Source organism: Streptomyces sp. SAT1, from assembly GCF_001654495.1.
GTDB classification, from domain to species: Bacteria; Actinomycetota; Actinomycetes; order Streptomycetales; family Streptomycetaceae; genus Streptomyces; species Streptomyces andamanensis.
This window is the reverse complement of record NZ_CP015849.1, coordinates 2,889,423-2,908,273: the sequence shown is the minus strand read 5'-3', so window position 1 is coordinate 2,908,273 and position 18,851 is coordinate 2,889,423. Positions and strand designations below refer to the sequence as shown.

The following is an 18,851-nucleotide window of genomic DNA, read 5'->3' as shown; positions in this document are numbered from 1 at the left end:
TGCCGGAACGGGCCCCTCCCGCGGTCGTCCGCGGGGCGGATCACTGCGCCTTGATGGCCTCGAGCATGTTGAGCCGGGCCGCGCGGCGGGCGGGCCACAGGGCGGCCAGCACACCGACCAGCGCCGCCAGCAGCAGGAAGACCGCCATCCGGCCCCACGGCAGGATCAGCTCGTACGTCGCCATCGTGGAGCCGACCAGCTGACCGGCCGCCCAGCCGAAGAACACGCCGAGACCGATGCCGAGGACACCGCCGAACAGGGCGATCACCAGGGACTCCAGGCGGACCATCCGCTTGACGCCCTTGCGGTCCAGGCCGATCGCGCGGAGCATCCCGATCTCCTGCGAGCGCTCGAAGACCGACATCGCCAGGGTGTTGATCACCCCGAGGACCGCCACGATCACCGCCATGGCGAGCAGGCCGTAGAGCATGTTCAGCATGAGCGTGAACGCCTGGGCGATCTCGCTGGAGATGTCCTTCTTGTCCTGGATCTTGATGGCCGGGTTGGAGCCGAGCGCCTTGACCAGCTTGTCCTTGGCGGCGGCGGAGGTGCCGTCGGCGGTCTTGACCATGATCTGCATGTCGGTGGCGTCGGCCCGCAGGTGCGGGGCGAGGGTGGCGTTGTCGAGCATGATCCCGCGGATCATGGCATTGCCCTCGTAGACCCCGGCGACGGTGAGCTGCTGCTTCCTGCCGTCCTCGTAGGAGACGGTGAAGGCGGAGCCCGCGCCCCAGTGGTGGTCCTTGGCGGTGCTGTCGTCCACCACGACCCGGTCGCCGCCGACGGTGAACGCGCCCTCCTTGACGTCCAGGTCGGTCAGCTTGCCGATGACGGAGCCGTTGACGCCGGTCAGGTACTCGGTCTGCCCGCCGATCCGGGAGGGCGCGTTGCGCAGCGGGCTGGTCGCGGTGACGCCCTCGGCGCGGCTCAGCTTCTTGTCGACGTCCGGGGAGAGGCCGTTGCCGTTGGCCATCGACACCACGTAGTCGGCGCGGATCGCGGACGCGGCCAGCTTGTCGATCGCGTGCTGGAGGCTGCCGGCCATCACCGTCATCCCGGTGATCAGGGTCAGCCCGATCATCAGCGCGGACGCGGTCGCCGCCGTGCGGCGCGGGTTGCGCACCGAGTTCTGCCGCGCCAGCTTGCCCGAGACACCGAACAGACGCAGCACCGGGGCCGCGGCGGCGATCAGCGGCCGGGACAGCAGCGGGGTCAGGACGAACACGCCGATGATCAGCAGCACCGCGCCGAGTCCCATGGGGGCCTGGGCGGCGTCGGCGTCCATCGTGGTGGCCGCGATCACCACCGTGATGCCGGCCGCGGCGAACAGCGCGCCGATCGTGTTGCGCAGCACCAGCGACTTGGTGGTGGCCTGCGCGTGCAGGCTGCTCATCGCCGCCACCGGCGGGATCCTCGCGGCCCGGCGGCCGGGCAGCCACGCGGCCAGCATGGTCACGAGGACGCCGACGGCGAGCGCGGCGACGACCGTGCCGGGCGTGATGACCAGCGGCCCGTCGGGCACGGTGGCACCGAACGTGCCCATCAGGCCCTTCAGACCCGCGCCGATGCCGATACCGGCCAGCAGACCGGTCACGGCGGCCACCGCGCCCACCACGAACGCCTCGATCAGCACCGAGCGGGTGACCTGGCGGCGCGAGGCGCCGACCGCGCGCAGCAGTGCCAGCTCCTTGGTGCGCTGGGCGACCAGCATGGTGAAGGTGTTGGCGATGATGAAGGTGCCGACGAAGAGCGCGATCCCGGCGAAGACCAGCAGGCCCCGCTTCATGCTGCTCATCGCCGAGGAGATCGCCTTCGCCTGGTCGTCGGCGAGCTTCTCGGCCGTGGTGGTCTCGGTCCTGCCCTTCGGCAGCACCGCGTCCAGCTGCGCCTTCAGTGTGCTCTGGCTGACACCGGCCTTCGCCTTCACGTCGATCTCGTCGTACGTGCCCGGCTTGCCGAACAGCTGCTGCGCGGTGGCCGTGTCGAACAGGGCGAGGCTGCCGCCGGCGGCGACGTTGCCGTCGTCGGTGGTGAAGATGCCGCTGACGGTGGGCGTGAGGACGGGGCCGTCGACGGAGACGCGCACGGTGTCGCCGACCCCGTAGCCGGCCCGGCGGGCGGTCTCGGAGTCGATCAGCACCTGGTCCTTGCCGTGCGGGACGGTGCCGGAGACCAGCGGGTAGCGCGGGTCCTTCGCGCCCCAGTAGTTGCCGCCCTGGGACTGGTAGCCGCCGCCGATCAGCTTGCCGTCCTTGTCGGCGATCGCGGTGAAGCCGTGCACGACGCCGAGCGCCGAGTCCGCGCCCGGCACCCGGGCGCTCCGGTCGAGCAGCGCCTGCGTCAGGTCCGGCGTCGTGCCGACCCGGTCGCCCTCGCTGTCCTGGTGCTTCGGCTCGACGGCCACGTCGACATGGCCGAAGCCCTTGGCGGAGCTGTTCTGGTAGGCGTCGGAGATGGTGTTGGTGAAGACCAGGGTCCCCGACACGAACGCGACGCCGAGCATCACGGCGAGCACGGTCATGAGGAGCCGGGCCTTGTGCGCGAGTACGTTGCGCAAGGCGGTGCGGAACATGGTTGTCCAGTCCAGGTGTACGAGGTGGGGGTGCGGCGGGGCCGCGGGCGGGACCGTGCCGGCCGCCGCCCCGGGCGGGTCGGCGGGGTGCGGCCTTGGGCTTCTCAGCCGGTCCGGCCGGGGGCGGGGCGCGTCAGCTGGTGCGGCCCTTGGCGTCGAACTGCTTCATGCGGTCCAGCACGGAGTCCGCCGTCGGCCCGTACACCTCGTCGACGATCCGGCCGTCGGCCAGGAACACCACGCGGTCCGCGTACGCCGCCGCCACCGGGTCGTGGGTGACCATCACCACGGTCTGGCCCAGCTCGCGCACGGAGTTGCGCAGGAAGCCGAGGACCTCGGCGCCCGAGCGCGAGTCGAGGTTCCCGGTCGGCTCGTCACCGAAGATGATGTCCGGCTTGGAGGCCAGGGCGCGCGCCACGGCGACCCGCTGCTGCTGGCCGCCGGAGAGCTGCGAGGGACGGTGGCTCAGGCGCCCGGACAGCCCGATCATGTTGATGACGGTGTCCAGCCACTGCTTGTCCGGCTTGCGGCCCGCGATGTCCATGGGCAGCGTGATGTTCTCCAGCGCCGTCAGCGTCGGCAGCAGGTTGAACGCCTGGAAGATGAACCCGATCTTGTCCCGGCGCAACTTGGTGAGCTGCTTGTCCTTCAGGGACCCCAGTTCGGTGTCGCCGATGCGCACCGAACCGGAGGAGAAGGTGTCCAGCCCCGCGACGCAGTGCATCAGCGTGGACTTGCCGGACCCGGAGGGGCCCATGATCGCGGTGAACTCGGCCTGCGCGAAGTCGACGGAGACCCGGTCGAGGGCGACCACCTGGGTCTCGCCCTGTCCGTAGATCTTCGACAGATCCGTGGCGCGCGCGGCCACTGCGGTGGCGCGTCCGGCGATGGAAGAGGTGGTCACGGGGGCTGCTCCTGTCGGGACGGAGGTGCTCGGCTGTGGGTTCTCGGTTTCCCCGTTCCCGGGGATGTCTTCCATGGTTCCCGCCGATCCGGTCCGTGAAGTCAGCCGCTGTTCCGGTTCCGGGGGGCGACTCGGGTCGCACCGCGGTCGCCCGCGTCATACCTGGGGATGACGCCGGCCCCTGAGAGCGGCCCGGACGCTTCCCCCGGAAGGGGGAGGTCAGGAACAGGTGGAGCGTCCTTGTTCGGACGGTGAAATTCCGTCATTCCGCATGCACGGGCGCTTGTCGGCCGTAACGCTGTTGGCAAGTGCCGATGGCTTCTTCCGTGTGCTGATGCACCCTCAGACGCCAATAAAATAAGACAACATCGGTCCGCCTGCCCGATGCCCGAAGGGTGCTCCCCGATAGGCTCGGAATCTCAGCGCGGTGCCCATGGCCTGCCCGGATGGTGGAATGCAGACACGGCGAGCTTAAACCTCGCTGCCCCTCGCGGGCGTACCGGTTCAAGTCCGGTTCCGGGCACCACCGCAGCAGCGGCGTCGACACGGTGGAACGACCGGTCGGCGCTGTCCTCGTCACACGTGTCACCGCTTCCTCCGGGCGCCTCGGCGCGCACGGAGATCGTATGCATATGCCAATCGCGCAGACGAACCCGGGAACGCCGACGAACGGCGAGGCGTCCAGCGGCGGCCCGGCGCCGCCTTCGGGGCCTGCCGCCGGCTTCCTCCGAAGGCCGCGCTGGAGTCGGTCGACCGCTACCTGGCCCGGGACCTCGGCCCGAAGGGCATCCGTGTGAACGCGGTGGACTCCGGCCCGATCACGACGATGGCGGGGAAGTCCATCCCGGGCTTCGACCAGTTGGCGAAACTCTGGCCCGAGCGGGCCCCGCTGGGCTGGGACACATCGGACGCCACGCCGGTGGCCGACACTGTCGCCTTCCTGCTGAGCAACGCGGCCCGTGCCATCACGGGGCAGGTGTTGCACGTGGACGGCGGTTTCTCCGCCGTAGGCGCCTGAGCGGCAGCCAAGAGCCAGGGGCGAGCAGCCAAGAGCCAGGGGTGAGCGGGCCGGGCCCCACCCGCCCCTGGTCCGCGCCGGGCGGGAGCGCGTCCGGGTGACGGCTGTTTCCGTCCGGTCCCCGTACGGAATGCCTTGGCTCGCACCGTGCTGCGCACTCAGGACAGGGGACGGTCAGATGCAGGGCTTCTCCCGTGAGCCGGGGACGCAGGGGCCGCTCGTCCGGCTGGAGGCCGGGGGGAAACGGAAGATCTACCGGTGGGCCGGGACGATCGCGGTCGGTGGATTCCTCTTCGGGTACGACACCGGCGTCGTCTCGGGCGCGCTGCTCTTCGTCACCAGGGACTTCCGGCTGTCCGCCGCCCAGCAGGGCAGCATCGTGAGCGTCCTGCTGCTGGGCGCGATGACCGGCGCGCTGCTCGCGGGGCGGCTCGCCGACGGGCTCGGCCGCAGGAAGGCGGTCGCCGTCGAGGGTGCCGTCTTCGTCGTCGGCACCGCCATCGCCGCCACCGCGCCCGGCTACGCGCACCTGCTGGTCGGCCGGGTCGTCCTCGGGCTGGCGGTCGGCGCGGCCTCGGCCACGGTCCCGGTGTACCTCTCGGAGATCTCCCCGACCGACATCCGCGGACGCGTGCTCAGCGCCAACCAGCTCATGATCACCACCGGCATCCTCGTCTCGTACCTGGTGGACCTGGCCTTCTCCCGCACGGGCGACTGGCGCGTCATGTTCGCCCTCGGCGCCGTCCCGGCCGTCCTGCTGAGCCTCGGCGTCCTCCTCACGGTCCCCGAGTCGCTGCCCTGGCTGGTCCGGGGCGGGCAGTGGCACCGGGCGCGCGCGGTGCTGTGCCGGGTCATGCCGCGGGAGGAGGCCGAGCGGATGGTGGCCGACCTGAAGGAGCGGCAGGGGCAGGGCCCGGACGGCGGGGGAGCGCAGGGGCGCTCGCGGGCGCGGGGCCGGCGCGCGCTGCTGGACCGGAGCGTGCGGCCGGCCCTGGTCGTCGCCCTGGGCATGGCCGCCGTCCAGCAGTTCGGCGGGATCAACACGATCATCTATTACGCCCCGACCATCATCGAGCAGACCGGGCTCAGCGCCTCGAACTCGATCTTCTACTCCGTCTTCATCGGCGCCATCAACCTGGTGATGACCATCGTCGCGTCCCGGCTGATCGACCGCGCCGGGCGGCGGACCCTGCTGCTGGTCTCCCTGTCCGGCATGGCGCTCACGGTCGCGCTGCTCGGGATCAGCTTCATGGCGGGCTGGAACTCCGAACTGTCCCTGCTGTGCATGCTCCTGTACATCGCCGTCTACGCCGGCGGCCTCGGCCCCGTCTTCTGGGTCCTGGTCGGCGAGGTGTTCCCGCCGGCCTCCCGCGCCCTGGGCTCCAGCACGGCCACCACCGCCAACTGGATCTCCAACTTCGCCGTCAGCCAGGCGTTCCTGCCGCTGGTCGCCGTCATCGGGCAGGGCGAGACCTTCCTCGTCTTCGCCGTCATCTGCTTCCTCGGCCTGCTGTTCGTGGCCCGGTTCGTCCCGGAGACCAAGGACCGCACGCCGGAGGAGATCGGGGCCGCTCTCGGGGCCCGCTTCGGCCGCTCCCGCCCCGGGCCGGACCGCGCCCGGACCGGCGCCGACCGTACCGGCGGCGGACACTGACGGGCTCCCGTCCCGGCGCCTGAGTCGCCGTACTCAGACCGGCCCCGGCGCACCCCCGCGCACCTGCTCAGCCCCGCCTGGGCACCGGGCCGGTGCGGATGAGCGGGCGTACGGCTGCTGCGCGGGAGGCGGGGACGGCACCGTGGGCGCGGGGGCGAGCGGTCGCCCCGGACCGCCCGCCGCGCGCGGTGCGGGCCAGGATCCAGACAGGAGCGTCCCATGGCTGCCATGTCCTGGCCGCGTGTGCTCGTCGCCGGTGCCGCCGTCCTCGCGCTGGCCGGGTGCAGCAAGCCCGACCGCGCGGTGCTCGGCGCGCCGGGCTGCCCGGGGGGACCGGCCGCGCGCCCGGCACCGGCACCGGCGCGGGCCGGGACCGTGTGGACCTGGGCGCCGCACTTCCAGGCACCCGAGGGCACCCCCGCCCGCCGGGCGGTGCCCGGCTGGAGCGACGTCGTCTCGGTGGCGGACAGCGGATACACCACCGTGGCCGTCCGGGCGGACGGGACCGTCTGGTCCTACGGCGTCAACGTCGAAGGCTCCCTGGGGCACGGCGCGCGCGAACGCGTGTACGAGGCGACGCCTCGGCAGGTGACCGGGATCGGCCCGGCGCGCGCCGTGTACAACAGCGGCTCGACGTTCTACGCCGTCCTGCGCGACAGCCGCGTGGCCGGCTGGGGTGCCGACCGGTTCCTGGTGGAGGCCGGGCGGCGGCGCGGCCACGACGGGGTGAGCGTCCCGCGGCTGGTCCCCGGCGTGAAGGGCGTGGTCGCGATGGGCCCGGGGCTGCTCAACTCCTTCGCCCTGCGCGGCGACGGGCGCGTCCTGGGCTGGGGCGTCGACCTGACCGACGTGCTCGGTGACACGGACGGCACCCGCCTCACGGCCGTGCGCGGTGTCTCCGGCGCCGTCGGCGTCGCCTCGGCGGGCGAGGCCGTGGTCGCGGTGAAGGCGGACGGCCGGGTCTGCGCCTGGGGGAACAACGCGCACGGGCTGCTGGGCGTCGAGCCGCGCGGCGGCCAGAGCGGGCGGCCGGTGCGGGTGCCGGTCGTGCGCGGGGCGGTGCAGGTGGCGGGCGGGGAGAACGTGGCGTACGCCCTGGACCGCGACGGCGCGGTGTGGGCGTGGGGCCGGGGCGCGAGCGGCTCACTGGGCGACGGCGACACCTCCGGCCATGTCTCCGCGCGGCCGCTGCGGGTGGCCGGCCTGCCCCGGATCAGCCGGATCGCCGCGTACCAGTTCACCGCGTACGCCATCGACACCGAGGGCGGGCTGTGGGGCTGGGGCTCCGGCCTGGCGCTCGCCCCGAACGCCCCGGGCGGCACCGCCGTGCCGGTGCGCGTCCCGCTGCCCGGACCCGCCGTGGACGTGTCCGGCCGGCACATGATCGTCGCCGGGTGAGCGCCGTCCGGTGACGGCCGACGCCCACCGGGGGAGCCGTCCGCGCCCGCCCGGGGGCCATTGACATCGCCTCGGGGCGGGCGGAAACTCGGTGTCGCATCGGTGAAGGAAACTTCACCAGACGAACAAGAGCCCGTCGAGGGCACGAGGACACGCCCCGCGGCAACGACGCCCACCCGAGAGGACGACCGATGCGCACCACCGTCGGCATCATCGGAGCCGGTCCTGCCGGTCTCCTCCTGGCCCGGCTGCTCGACAACGCCGGGATCGGCTCGGTCGTCCTGGAGAGCCGCGACCGCGCCTACGTCGAGCAGCGCCAGCGCGCCGGGATCCTGGAGCAGGGCACCGCGGACGTGCTGCGCGCCGCCGGGGCCGGGGAGCGGATGGACCGGGAGGGGCTGCGGCACGACGGCATCGAGCTGCGGTTCGCCGGGCGCCGCCACCGCGTCGACTTCCCGGCGCTGACCGGCGGGAAGTCCGTGCTGGTGTACGCGCAGACGGAGGTGTGCAAGGACCTCGTCGCGCTCCGGCTGGAGGACGGCGGCCCGCTGCTGTTCGAGGCGGAGGCGCTGGCCGTGGAGGGGACGGAGGGCGACCGTCCCTTTGTACGGTTCCGGCACGAGGGCCGCGAGTCCGTGCTGGAGTGCGACCACGTCGTCGGCTGCGACGGCTTCTGGGGGGTGGCGCGCAGGGCCGTGCCCGCCGCGCTCTCCCAGGTGTTCGAACGGACGTACCCCTTCGCCTGGCTCGGCGTCCTCGCCGACGTCGCCCCCTCGCACGACGAGCTGGTCTACGCCCGCCACGAGCGCGGCTTCGCCCTGCTGTCCATGCGCTCGCCCGCCGTCTCCCGCCTCTACCTCCAGGTGCCCGCGGACACCGACCCGGCCGCCTGGCCGGACGAGCGGATCTGGGACGAGCTGGACCGCCGCCTGGAGACCCCCGGCGGCCGGCGCCTGGAGCGCGGGCCGATCACGCAGAAGTCGGTGACCCCGATGCGGTCCTACGTCCACGAGCCGATGCGCCACGGCCGCCTCTTCCTGGCCGGTGACGCCGCCCACATCGTCCCGCCCACCGGCGCCAAGGGGCTCAACCTCGCCGTCGGCGACGTCGTCACCCTCGCACGGGCGCTGGTCCACCGGCGCGACACCGGCTCCGACGAACTGCTGGACGCCTACTCGGCCACCTGTCTGCGGCGCGTCTGGCAGGCCGAGCGCTTCAGCTACGACATGACGGCGATGCTGCACCGCTCGCCGGAGGTCGACGGCTTCGAGGAGCGGCTGCACCTGGCCCGGCTCGACCGGATCGCCACCTGCCGGTCCGCCGGGGCGGATCTCGCCGAGGCGTACACGGGCTTCCCGGTCGGCTGACACGCGCGGGCGTCCCGGCCGCCGGCGCGCCCGATGATCTCCGGCCGGTTCCGGGCAGGTCGCGGCTCGGTCAGGAAAGGCCCCGGCCATGGCCGGGAATCACCTGTCCGCGTAGCGTGTTCGGCAGCAGAAGGAGGGAAAGATCCTTCCCAGGTAGTAGGGTCGATCCTTTGCCTTTCCATTACTCTTGAGCCAAGGCCGCGACGTGCGGCCATGGAGGAGTGAGATGAGGAGCAGAAACCCGGTCTTCTCGCGACGGGGGTTCAGCCGCGACAACGGCTACGCGGGCTTCAACACCGCGCCGCAGGCCGGGGGCCCCGCAGTCGGCACGCAGGGCAACCCGTACGCGCAGGGCAATCCGTACGCCCAGCCGAGCGGCAACCCCTACGCGCAGAACCCTTACGCTCAGAACCCCTACGGCCAGCAGGACGTGCAGACCGGCACGCCGCCGCAGGCCCCGGCCGCCCCCGGCCGGATGACGATGGACGACGTCGTCGCGCGCACCGCGTCCACGCTCGGTGTGCTGGTCGTCACGGCCGCCCTCGCCTGGGCGCTGCTGCCGGTCGACGACGCGCACCTCAGCCGTTCCTACGGCATCGGGATCGGCGCCGCGCTGATCGCGATGGTGCTCGGCTTCGTCCAGTCCTTCAAGCGCACGGCCTCGCCCGCGCTGATCCTGAGCTACGCCGCCTTCGAGGGCGTCTTCCTCGGGATGTTCTCCAGCGTCGTCGACAACCGCATCGCCAGCGGCGCGGCCATGCAGGCCGTGCTCGGCACGATGGCGGTCTTCGCCGCCGTCCTGGTCGCCTACAAGGCGGGCTGGATCCGCGTCAACCGGCGCTTCTACGGCTTCGTGATGGCCGCCGCGCTCGGTTTCGTGCTGCTGATGGTGGTCAACACGCTGTTCGCCGTGTTCGGCGGCGGTGACGGCCTCGGCTTCCGCAGCGGCGGCCTGGGCATCGTCTTCGGCATCGTCGGCGTGCTGCTCGGCGCCTGCTTCCTCGCCCTGGACTTCAAGCAGGTCGAGGACGGTGTCGCCTACGGCGCCCCGCGCGAGGAGGCCTGGCTCGCCGCCTTCGGCCTCACGCTGACGCTGGTGTGGATCTACCTGGAGTTCCTGCGGCTCATCGCGATCCTCAACAGCAACGACTAGCGGGAGCGGCGGCGACCGGCGGTCACCGCATCGCACCGCGCGCGATACGCCCGCGTACGCAAGGGCCCCGGCCGGAGCCGGGGCCCTTGCGTGTGCGGCGGCATCTCGGGGCCGGTGCGGCGGTGCGGCCGGTGCGGCGGCTAGAGCAGCCTGCGCGCGGCCCGGCGCAGGTCGTACTCGTGGATGATCGCCTTCGCGTGCCCGTACGCGAGGTTGTGCTCCTGCCGGAGCCAGCTGAGCCGCTCCTCGAAGCAGAGCGCGGGCCCTTCGTCGACGGTGCGCAGCCAGTCGGCGAGCTCACGGCCGGTGCACTGGGGAATGCGGGCGAGCAGGTTGCGGTGGGTCTCTTCGGAGAAGACTTGGGACATCGGCGCCTCCGGACGCTGTGAAGCCGGTCCTTCACGTCACCGTGCCTGAGCGTCGGCGCGTTGGCAACAGTCCGGGGACGACGCGTAGTCTCGCGGCGTGGTTGACACGACATCTCTGACCCGGGCAGTGGATCACTTCGCCGACCGTCTGAGGGCGGCGCCGCAGAGCCGGCTGCAACGGGCGGGCGCCACCGAGGCGCTGGGGCTGGCCCGGGAGCTGTCCCGGCGGGCGCAGTTGCTGGAGGACCCCGCGGCCGAACCGCGCGAGATGCCCGACGCCGGGATGTTCGCCGCCGCGGACCAGATCACCGTCGCCGGACACGACCTCGCGCTCGTCCTCACCACCGACGCCGAGGTCGAGGAGGCGGTACGGCTGGTGGAGGAGGCGCAGAAACGCGCGGGCGTGTGAGCGCCCGCGCGCGGGAAGCGGCCTGTACGCCGGGTCGGCCGACGGGCCTGAGCGGGCCCGGACCCAAGAGCCGGGGCGCGGGCCCGGACCGGAGGGTCAGAGCGAGGCGATGACGCGGTCCGCCAGGATGTACACGTTCTCCTCGCCGCAGGCGAAGGTCAGGGTGTAGGCGCCGGACACGCCCGAACCGCCCAGCAGCACCGGGGTCTCGCCCGCGTGCAGGGCCGCGGCCAGCCGTTCGGCGGTCTCGCGGTGGCCCGGGGTCATGCACAGGGTCGTGCCGTCGGAGAAGACGTACACGTCGAGGGTGCCCAGCGGGCCGGGCCGCACATCGGCCAGCGCCACCCGGGCGTCGGCCAGTTCCTCCAGCGCGGCGACGGTGCGCTCGTGGTCGCCCACGACCGGGGACGGGTGCGGGGTGAAGTCCGGGTGCGAGGGATGGCGGCGGCGGGCCGCGGCCAGTTCGGGGGAGTCGCCGGCGGCGCCGCCCGCGGTGTCCTTGCCGGGCAGACCGGAGAACTCGTCGGCCTCCGCGCCGGACTCGGTCACCGGCTCCAGGTGTTCGAGACCGGCCAGATCGGCCTGGCGCGGCAGGAACAGCTCGCTGTCGGGCAGTCCGAGCAGGGAGGGCGTGTCGGCCGCGTCCCGGGCCTCCTGGGCGGCCCAGAAGGCGCGCGCCTCGGCCAGTTCGCGCTCCCGCTCCTCGGCCAGTGCCTGCACGACGGCGGTGCGTATCTGCTCGGCGTCCGCGTGGCCGCGGGCGGCGGGCAGCAGGGCGCGCGCGGTGGCGGCGTGGTTCTCGGCGAGCTGCCGCTCCAGAGCCGTGACCTGGCGGCGCAGGGCGAAGAGGGTGCGCAGGACGGCGACGCCCACGGCGCCGGTGGCGGCCGTGGTGAGCAGCAGGGCGATGGGCATGGCGCTCACTGACGTACTCCCGGGTTCAAGGTCGACCCCCGACTTCCTACATCAGCTTGAAGGGTGGACTATCAAGCTGTCAGTGCGTAACGTCACGAAACGGACAGGAATGTGGCGTGAGAGGCGCTTGCGCCCCCTGTGGGGCTATCGCTGACCTGCGGAGATCTCCTCCCCGAGGGAGATAGGTCACACTCTGGGGGAGATTGGATCACAGAACGGCCCGGAATCCAGGGGTTTTCCGGATTCCGGGCCGCTCGTTCACGCTGGGTGCCGCGCCGGGCACTGACGGTGCCTCAACTGGTGGGGCGCGCGGGGCGCGAGGGTCAGCTGAGGCGTTCGACGACCATCGCCATGCCCTGGCCGCCGCCCACGCACATCGTCTCCAGGCCGAACTGCTTGTCGTGGAACTGGAGCGAGTTGATCAGCGTGCCGGTGATGCGCGCGCCGGTCATGCCGAAGGGGTGGCCGACCGCGATGGCGCCGCCGTTGACGTTCAGCCGGTCCAGGTCGATGCCGAGGTCGCGGTAGGAGGGGATCACCTGGGCGGCGAACGCCTCGTTGATCTCCACCAGGTCGATGTCGCCGACGGTGAGGCCGGCCCGGCTCAGCGCCTGCTTGCTCGCCTCCACCGGACCGAGGCCCATGATCTCCGGGGACAGGGCGGACACCCCGGTGGAGACGATCCGGGCGAGCGGGGTCAGGCCCAGCTCGCGGGCCTTGGTGTCGGACATGATGACCAGCGCGGCGGCGCCGTCGTTGAGCGGGCAGCAGTTGCCCGCGGTGACCAGGCCGTCGGGGCGGAAGACCGGCTTGAGGCCGGACACGCCCTCCATGGTGACCCCGGCGCGCGGGCCGTCGTCCTTGCTGACCACGGTGCCGTCGGGCAGCGTCACCGGCGTGATCTCCCGCGCCCAGAAGCCGTTCTTGACGGCCTCCTCGGCGAGGTTCTGCGAGCGCACGCCGAACTCGTCCATGTCCTGGCGGGTGACGCCTTTGGCGCGGGCCAGGTTCTCGGCGGTCTGGCCCATCGCGATGTAGGCGTCCGGGAGCAGGCCGTCCTCGCGCGGGTCGTGCCAGGTGGAGCCCTCGGACTCCGCCACGGCGGCGGTACGGGCCTCGGCCTCGGCGAAGAGCGGGTTGTGCGTGTCCGGCAGGCCGTCGGAGCTGCCCTTGCCGAAGCGGGAGACCATCTCGACACCGGCCGAGACGAAGACGTCGCCCTCGCCCGCCTTGATGGCGTGCAGCGCCATCCGGGAGGTCTGCAGCGAGGAGGAGCAGTAGCGGGTGATCGTGCAGCCCGGCAGGTGGTCCATGCCCATCTGCACGGCGACGATCCGGCCGAGGTTGTGGCCCTGCTCGCCGCCCGGGAGTCCGCAGCCGAGCATCAGGTCGTCGATGTCCCGCGGGTCCAGCTCGGGGATCTTGGCCAGTGCCGCCTGGACGATCGTCGCGGTCAGGTCGTCGGGGCGCAGGTCCTTGAGGGACCCCTTGCCGGCGCGGCCGATGGGGGAGCGGGCGGTCGAGACGATGACGGCTTCGGGCATCACGGCTCCACGAGGGGGAGGGCGGGCAGGGCTGGATGGGAAGTTACCGGTCCGTATGGCCCGGGTCACGGGGATCGCGGTGTGACCCTGGCCGCAGTTTTCTAAGCGCTTGCTTGGCCCGCCGGGGCGGGCCGCCGCCGGGCCGCCGCGGGCGGTGTCAGGGCGAGGGGGTGGGGGCGGTGTCAGGGCGAGGGGGTGATCTGGTCCGGCTGCGGCTCGGGCACCCGCCGCCTGCGGCGCCGCTTGAGCAGCGCCCACGGGCCGCGCGGCCCGGTCGGCATCGCCGCCGTCACCTCCGTACCCGCCTCGGACGCCGCCTCCGCCGCCGCCCGCGCCACCGGCAGGAACCCCTCGCGCCGCGACACGTCCGGCCGCTCCTCCTCCGCCGGCCACAGGCCCAGCGCCGCGCACACCGTCGGCAGCACCGCCATCGCCGCCGTGGCGTACCCCTCGGCGGACGGGTGGTAGTTGTCGGGACCGAACAGCTCGCGCGGGTTGGCCGCGAACTCCGGCCCCAGCAGATCGCCCAGGGACACCGTGCGGCCCCCCTGCTCCACCACCCCGATCGTCTGCGCCGCCGCGAGCTGCCGGGAGGCGCGGCGGGCCAGCCACCGCAGCGGCTGCTGCACCGGCTCGATCGTGCCCAGGTCGGGGCAGGTGCCCACCACCACCTCGGCACCGGCCGTCCGCAGCAGCCGCACCGCCGCCGACAGATGGCGCACCGAGCGCGTCGGCGGCATCCGGTGGGTCACGTCGTTGGCGCCGATCATGATCACGCAGATGTCGGGGACCTGGTCGGGCTCGGCCAGCACCAGCGCCACCTGCCGGTCCAGATCGTCCGAACGGGCGCCGGGCACCGCCACGTTGCGCAGCCGCACCGGACGCTCGGCGACCGCGGCGAGTCCGGACGCCAGCAGCGCGCCCGGCGTCTGGCCCGCCCGGTGCACGCCCTGCCCCGCCGCCGTGGAGTCCCCGGCCATGGCCAGCAGCAGCGGCTCCTGGCCGGGCGCCTCGTACTCCCTGCCGTACAGCCCGGCCGCGGCCGGTACATGGTGGTCCGTGCCGCCCGCCACCTGGCGTCTGGCCAGCTGCGCCTCGGCCACCAGCAGCCCGAGCGCGGCGGCGCCGGCCAGCCCGAGCCCCCCGCCGCCGTACGCCGCGCCGGCCGCGATCCGCCGGGCCACCCGCGCCCTCGACATGCTCGTCATGCCGCCGCCACCTCCCGCATAGCCGTCCACCCAGTCCTTGCCCCGTACCGACCGTCGTCCAATCGCGACGAGGAGTGAACGCCCGTCGCGGGCGGTCCCCGGGCCTTAGGCTGGCGGCACACCCCGACCCATCTGTGCAGCGACCGGAGACAACGGTGCAATTCCACGACTCGATGATCAGCCTCGTCGGCAACACCCCGCTGGTACGGCTCAACAGCGTCACCAAGGGCATCAAGGCGACCGTCCTGGCCAAGGTCGAGTACTTCAACCCGGGCGGCTCGGTGAAGGACCGCATCGCGCTGCGCATGATCGAGGCCGCCGAGCGGAGCGGCGAACTGCGGCCCGGCGGCACCATCGTCGAGCCGACCAGCGGGAACACCGGGGTCGGCCTGGCGATCGTGGCCCAGCAGAAGGGCTACAAGTGCATCTTCGTCTGCCCGGACAAGGTCTCCACCGACAAGATCAACGTGCTGCGCGCGTACGGCGCGGAGGTCGTGGTGTGCCCGACCGCCGTGGCACCGGAGCACCCGGACTCCTACTACAACGTCTCCGACCGCCTCGTGCGTGAGACCCCCGGCGCCTGGAAGCCCGACCAGTACTCCAACCCCAACAACCCGCTCTCGCACTATCACTCCACCGGCCCCGAGCTGTGGGAGCAGACCGAGGGCCGGATCACCCACTTCGTGGCGGGCGTCGGCACCGGCGGCACCATCTCCGGTACCGGCCGCTATCTGAAGGACGCCAGCGACGGCCGGGTCAAGGTCGTCGGCGCCGACCCCGAGGGCTCGGTCTACTCCGGCGGCTCCGGGCGGCCGTACCTGGTCGAGGGCGTCGGCGAGGACTTCTGGCCCACCGCCTACGACCGGGACGTCGCCGACGAGATCGTCGCCGTCTCCGACAAGGACTCCTTCCAGATGACCCGCCGCCTCGCCAAGGAGGAGGGCCTGCTGGTCGGCGGCTCCTGCGGCATGGCGGTCGTCGCGGCCCTGGAGGTGGCCGAGCGGCTCGGCCCGGACGACGTCGTCGTGGTGCTGCTGCCGGACAGCGGGCGCGGGTACCTCTCGAAGATCTTCAACGACGAGTGGATGGCCGACTACGGCTTCCTGGAGGACGAGGGCCCCAGCGCCCGCGTCGGCGACGTGCTGGAGGACAAGGCGGGCGGCACCATCCCCTCGCTGGTCCACATGCACCCGGACGAGACCGTCGGCCAGGCCATCGAGGTGCTGCGCGAGTACGGCGTCTCGCAGATGCCCGTCGTGAAGCCGGGCGCGGGCCACCCCGACGTCATGGCCGCCGAGGTGGTCGGCTCCGTGGTCGAACGGGAGCTGCTGGACGCGCTGTTCACCCAGCGGGCCTCGCTGGAGGACCCGCTGGAGAAGCACCTGTGCGCCCCGCTGCCGCAGGTCGGCTCCGGTGAGCCGGTGGCCGACCTCATGACCGTGCTCGGCACCGCCGACGCGGCCATCGTGCTGGTGGAGGGCAAGCCGACCGGTGTGGTCAGCCGGCAGGACCTGCTCGCCTTCCTGGCCAAGGGCGGCAAGCAGTAGCGCCCGGCCGCCGCCCGGTGTCCGCCGCGCGCTGCGGGAACACGCGGTGACCTGCGGCCGAGCACCTGTCGTACAAGTGGTACGCGCGTGTCACGTGCCCGCAGCACCCGCTTAACACGCGTCCGCCACAGTGGTGGTCGTCGGCAGGGAGGCGGAGCCCCCCGGGATTCACGCCCCGGACCTCTCCTCCTGGCCGGCGACCGAGCGGCGTCAAGGACAACCGGAGCGGCTCCCGGACCTCCACGGACGCCCAGGACGCGGGGCCCGGCCTGACCCGGCCCGCGTCCCTCGCGGGGACCGCCGTCGTCCCGCCCCCCAGTGCTGGGGGTGCGGCGGTCCCCGCGCACACCTCTCGCGCCGTACGGCGTGCCCCGTACGGCGCCTGCCGAGGGCTCCCCTCGCTCAGGGGTCCCGGCCGGTCGGCCGGTCAGTCGCTCCAGTCGTCCGAGGAGGGCCGGCGCCGCCGGAACAGGTCCGGATTGGTCCGGGCCGCCTGCACGGCGTTGACGCCGACGATCCCGGCCCAGGCGGCGATCAGGCCGGGCAGATGGGCGAGCCCGCCGCCGATCGCGGAGAGCGGCACGGCCAGCACCAGCGAGACGATCCCGAAGCCGAACCGCTCGCCGAAGGAGTCCGTGGGCCGGGGCGAGCGGGCGCCGCGGGTCGCCGCCATCTGCTGCTCGGCCACATGGCGCCGCATCCGCCGCTCGACGGCGCCGTCGATGCGCTGGTCGACCTTCTCCAGGAACGAGTCGACCAGCTCCGACTCGTACTCCGAACCCAGCTCCCTGCGAGCCTGCAAGGTGGCGTCGAGTTCCTTCTTGAGGTCGGTGTCCCGCGCGTCCATTCCGCTCATGCGCACCAGGCTAGAGAGCCGCCCGCCCGCCCGCACTGGTGCTAACCCCCCGCCCCGTCCGGGGGCCGTCCGCCGCCGGTGCCACCCGGACTGCGGCTGCGGCGGGCGCACCGACGGCGGCGGCCGTCACCTCGGCCCCGGGTGGGGGCCGGAGCGCGGGCACAGGGGTCGCGTGCACCGCGTACGGTCACGATTAGCACGCCGACGGTCGCGTTCCGTGCCGATAGGGCGACACTTGGCGGTTCCCTTGCCTCGTCTGTATGGGGTCATGCAGAGTTCTTGGTGTCTGAATAGGAACTGGTCGGGGAGTACTCTCCCGGGGCGTCGACGACTTCTGGAGGGGGAGCACGTCATGAGCGTGACCGAGAGTCCTGCCGCGCGGTTGCAGGCGCTCTTCGAAGGGCACCGGCTGACACCGACCCAGCGGCGCATCGCGCACAGCATGGTGCGGCGCGCCGCCGACGTGCCGTTCCTGTCCAGCGTCGAGCTGGCCGAACTGGCCGGGGTCAGCCAGCCGTCGGTCACCCGCTTCGCGGTCGCCCTCGGCTTCGACGGCTACCCGGCGCTGCGCCGCCATCTGCGCGAGGTCGCGCCCGCCGAGCCGGTGGCGCGCGCGGAGTCGGCCAACGAGTACCAGCAGGCCGTCGAGGCGGAGATCGAGAACCTGCGGCACCTGGCCGAGGCGCTGGCCGATCCGGGCCCGGTGCGGGAGGCCGGGCGCCTGCTCGCCGCCTCGCGCCCGCTGCCCGTCCTCGGCCTGCGCGCCGCGGCCTCCCAGGCGTACGGCTTCGCGTACTTCGCGGCCAAGGTGCACCCGGACGTACGGCTGCTCCACGAGGGCGGATCGATGATCGAGGACCGTATCGACGGCGCCGTACGGGCCGGGGCGTCGGCGCTGCTGTGCTTCGCGCTGCCGCGCCATCCGCGGGAGGTGGTGGACACCCTCGCCCACGCCAAGGAGGCCGGGCTGGCCGTCGTCACCGTCGCCGACTCGGCGTTCGCCCCGGTCGCCCGCCACAGCGACCTGCTGCTGCCCGCCGCCGTCGGCACCGGGCTCGCCTTCGACACCGCCTGTGCGCCGATGCTGCTGGGCCGGGTGCTCCTGGAGGCCATGTGCGACGACCTGCCCGACGCGCAGGCACGCCTGGAGGAGTTCGATGCGAAGGCGGCGGCGCGCGGCCTCTTCGAGGACTGATCCGAGGGCCGGACGGCACTCGGACGCGCTCTCAGACTCGTCTCACGAACGCTCGCTAGCCTCCCGCCCGGACGGACAGCAGTGTGCCGGGAAGCGGAGGAGGCAGCACGTGGCACGCGGAACGCGCGAGGACCGTGGAGGCAACCGTGGGGGCAATCGCGGAGGCAGGGGACTGGCCCGGGTGGCCGTCGTCGTACGGGCCGGGGCGGCGCCGATGTGGTGGCTCGGGGTGGTCGCGGCGGGAGCGGGAGTGCTGGTGCCGGGGCTGACCGGGCGGCGGATCGGCGTCCTCGCGGGCGCCGCGCTGTTCCTGGTGGCCGCGGCCGTCGTCGCCTGCGTCCGGCGCCGCCGCTACACCGGCCTCGCCCGCTCGGCCGCCCGCGCCGGACGGCACGACGTGCTCCAGGACCGGGCGGTCAGTGCCCGCGCCTGGCGCCGCGGGCACCGCTGGTGGCTGCTGGCGGCGTTCGCGGCCGCGCTCGGCTGCTCCTTCGCCCTGCCGGCGGCGGGCGGCATGCTCCTGGCGGGCGCCGGGGCGGGGCTGCGGCTCAAGGCCGCCTGGCTCGGGCGGCTGGAGCGGTCCGGGGACGTGCTGCTGTGGGTGCGGGTGGACTGGCTCGGCCCGCGCGGCGGGAGTCCGGCGGGCAAGGCGGTCAAGGCGTACCGCGGTACGGGCATCGCGGCGGGCGACGCGGCCCCCGGAGGGGCCCGCCGCCGCACCGCCGCGCTCGTCTGATCCGCCG

16 protein-coding genes and 1 tRNA gene are annotated in these 18,851 nt (G+C 73.2%); 10 read left to right on the top strand and 7 right to left on the bottom strand.

The features are described 5' to 3' along the window. Positions 1-40: 40 nt before the first annotated feature. Entirely contained in the window at positions 41-2,572 is a 2,532-nt protein-coding gene (locus tag A8713_RS12565; protein ID WP_064533511.1) for an ABC transporter permease, read from the bottom strand. 133 nt (positions 2,573-2,705) lie between these two features. Beyond that, positions 2,706-3,476, bottom strand: a complete 771-nt coding sequence (locus A8713_RS12560; RefSeq protein WP_018566944.1) for an ABC transporter ATP-binding protein — start codon at positions 3,474-3,476, stop codon at positions 2,706-2,708. Between the two features lie 440 nt (positions 3,477-3,916). Here A8713_RS12560 and A8713_RS12555 point away from each other — a divergent pair. The 6 genes from A8713_RS12555 to A8713_RS12530 all read left to right on the top strand — a co-directional run bounded on the left by A8713_RS12555 (position 3,917) and on the right by A8713_RS12530 (position 10,066). Then, a tRNA-Leu gene (locus A8713_RS12555) sits at positions 3,917-4,002 on the top strand. Further along, entirely contained in the window at positions 3,958-4,494 is a 537-nt protein-coding gene (locus tag A8713_RS34810; protein WP_335743771.1) for an SDR family oxidoreductase, read from the top strand. The genes A8713_RS12555 and A8713_RS34810 overlap by 45 nt, the downstream gene beginning before the upstream one ends. Before the next feature lie 178 nt (positions 4,495-4,672). Further along, positions 4,673-6,148 carry a sugar porter family MFS transporter gene (locus A8713_RS12545; RefSeq protein WP_064533509.1) on the top strand — a complete coding sequence of 492 codons (1,476 nt, stop codon included), beginning with the start codon at positions 4,673-4,675 and terminating at the stop codon, positions 6,146-6,148. A gap of 219 nt (positions 6,149-6,367) precedes the next feature. Beyond that, a complete protein-coding gene (locus A8713_RS12540; RefSeq protein ID WP_064533507.1) occupies positions 6,368-7,546 on the top strand; it encodes an RCC1 domain-containing protein in 1,179 nt (392 codons plus the stop codon). A 191-nt stretch (positions 7,547-7,737) separates the two neighbouring features. Then, positions 7,738-8,913 (top strand): 4-hydroxybenzoate 3-monooxygenase, encoded by a 1,176-nt coding sequence (locus A8713_RS12535; protein WP_064533505.1) that lies wholly within the window; start codon positions 7,738-7,740, stop codon positions 8,911-8,913. Between the two features lie 226 nt (positions 8,914-9,139). Beyond that, entirely contained in the window at positions 9,140-10,066 is a 927-nt protein-coding gene (locus A8713_RS12530) for a Bax inhibitor-1/YccA family protein (RefSeq protein WP_064533503.1), read from the top strand. Positions 10,067-10,206: 140 nt separating this feature from the next. On the opposite strand, the gene A8713_RS12525 is transcribed toward A8713_RS12530, so the two are convergent. Next, on the bottom strand, positions 10,207-10,434 hold the full coding sequence (locus A8713_RS12525; protein ID WP_018566949.1) for a DUF4287 domain-containing protein: 228 nt from the start codon (positions 10,432-10,434) through the stop codon (positions 10,207-10,209). A gap of 97 nt (positions 10,435-10,531) precedes the next feature. Between A8713_RS12525 and A8713_RS12520 the strand changes: the two genes are divergently transcribed. Next, positions 10,532-10,843: a hypothetical protein gene (locus tag A8713_RS12520; RefSeq protein ID WP_173860836.1), complete on the top strand. Its 312-nt coding sequence runs from the start codon at positions 10,532-10,534 to the stop codon at positions 10,841-10,843. Between the two features lie 96 nt (positions 10,844-10,939). Here the strand turns inward: A8713_RS12520 and A8713_RS12515 are convergent, their stop codons facing one another. The 3 genes from A8713_RS12515 to A8713_RS12505 form a co-directional block, all read right to left on the bottom strand. After that, on the bottom strand, positions 10,940-11,758 hold the full coding sequence (locus A8713_RS12515) for a hypothetical protein (protein ID WP_173860966.1): 819 nt from the start codon (positions 11,756-11,758) through the stop codon (positions 10,940-10,942). A 323-nt stretch (positions 11,759-12,081) separates the two neighbouring features. Next, a complete protein-coding gene (locus A8713_RS12510; RefSeq protein ID WP_064533498.1) occupies positions 12,082-13,302 on the bottom strand; it encodes an acetyl-CoA C-acetyltransferase in 1,221 nt (406 codons plus the stop codon). A 182-nt stretch (positions 13,303-13,484) separates the two neighbouring features. Continuing rightward, positions 13,485-14,510, bottom strand: coding sequence for an SGNH/GDSL hydrolase family protein (locus A8713_RS12505; protein WP_064533496.1), 1,026 nt, complete (start codon positions 14,508-14,510; stop codon positions 13,485-13,487). Between the two features lie 155 nt (positions 14,511-14,665). Here A8713_RS12505 and A8713_RS12500 point away from each other — a divergent pair, with 155 nt between their 5' ends. Continuing rightward, complete coding sequence (locus tag A8713_RS12500) at positions 14,666-16,057, top strand: cystathionine beta-synthase (protein ID WP_064533494.1); 1,392 nt, start codon at positions 14,666-14,668, stop codon at positions 16,055-16,057. Between the two features lie 427 nt (positions 16,058-16,484). Here A8713_RS12500 and A8713_RS12495 read toward each other — a convergent pair whose 3' ends face one another. Beyond that, the gene (locus tag A8713_RS12495; protein ID WP_064533492.1) at positions 16,485-16,904 is read right to left on the bottom strand and encodes a hypothetical protein; all 420 of its coding nucleotides are present in this window, start codon (positions 16,902-16,904) and stop codon (positions 16,485-16,487) included. Between the two features lie 361 nt (positions 16,905-17,265). On the opposite strand from A8713_RS12495, the gene A8713_RS12490 reads away from it, so the two are divergent. Next, positions 17,266-18,108 (top strand): MurR/RpiR family transcriptional regulator, encoded by an 843-nt coding sequence (locus tag A8713_RS12490; RefSeq protein WP_064533489.1) that lies wholly within the window; start codon positions 17,266-17,268, stop codon positions 18,106-18,108. A gap of 214 nt (positions 18,109-18,322) precedes the next feature. Then, complete coding sequence (locus A8713_RS12485; RefSeq protein ID WP_237305539.1) at positions 18,323-18,844, top strand: hypothetical protein; 522 nt, start codon at positions 18,323-18,325, stop codon at positions 18,842-18,844. The last annotated feature ends 7 nt before the right edge of the window (positions 18,845-18,851 follow it).

Coding starts and splice junctions, on each gene's coding strand:
- A8713_RS12565 (WP_064533511.1), bottom strand. CDS start 2,572: ATGTTCCGCACCGCCTTGCGCAACGTACTCGCGCACAAGGCCCGGCTC.
- A8713_RS12545 (WP_064533509.1), top strand. CDS start 4,673: ATGCAGGGCTTCTCCCGTGAGCCGGGGACGCAGGGGCCGCTCGTCCGG.
- A8713_RS12540 (WP_064533507.1), top strand. CDS start 6,368: ATGGCTGCCATGTCCTGGCCGCGTGTGCTCGTCGCCGGTGCCGCCGTC.
- A8713_RS12535 (WP_064533505.1), top strand. CDS start 7,738: ATGCGCACCACCGTCGGCATCATCGGAGCCGGTCCTGCCGGTCTCCTC.
- A8713_RS12530 (WP_064533503.1), top strand. CDS start 9,140: ATGAGGAGCAGAAACCCGGTCTTCTCGCGACGGGGGTTCAGCCGCGAC.
- A8713_RS12525 (WP_018566949.1), bottom strand. CDS start 10,434: ATGTCCCAAGTCTTCTCCGAAGAGACCCACCGCAACCTGCTCGCCCGC.
- A8713_RS12515 (WP_173860966.1), bottom strand. CDS start 11,758: ATGCCCATCGCCCTGCTGCTCACCACGGCCGCCACCGGCGCCGTGGGC.
- A8713_RS12510 (WP_064533498.1), bottom strand. CDS start 13,302: ATGCCCGAAGCCGTCATCGTCTCGACCGCCCGCTCCCCCATCGGCCGC.
- A8713_RS12505 (WP_064533496.1), bottom strand. CDS start 14,510: ATGACGAGCATGTCGAGGGCGCGGGTGGCCCGGCGGATCGCGGCCGGC.
- A8713_RS12495 (WP_064533492.1), bottom strand. CDS start 16,904: ATGGACGCGCGGGACACCGACCTCAAGAAGGAACTCGACGCCACCTTG.
- A8713_RS12490 (WP_064533489.1), top strand. CDS start 17,266: ATGAGCGTGACCGAGAGTCCTGCCGCGCGGTTGCAGGCGCTCTTCGAA.
- A8713_RS12485 (WP_237305539.1), top strand. CDS start 18,323: ATGTGGTGGCTCGGGGTGGTCGCGGCGGGAGCGGGAGTGCTGGTGCCG.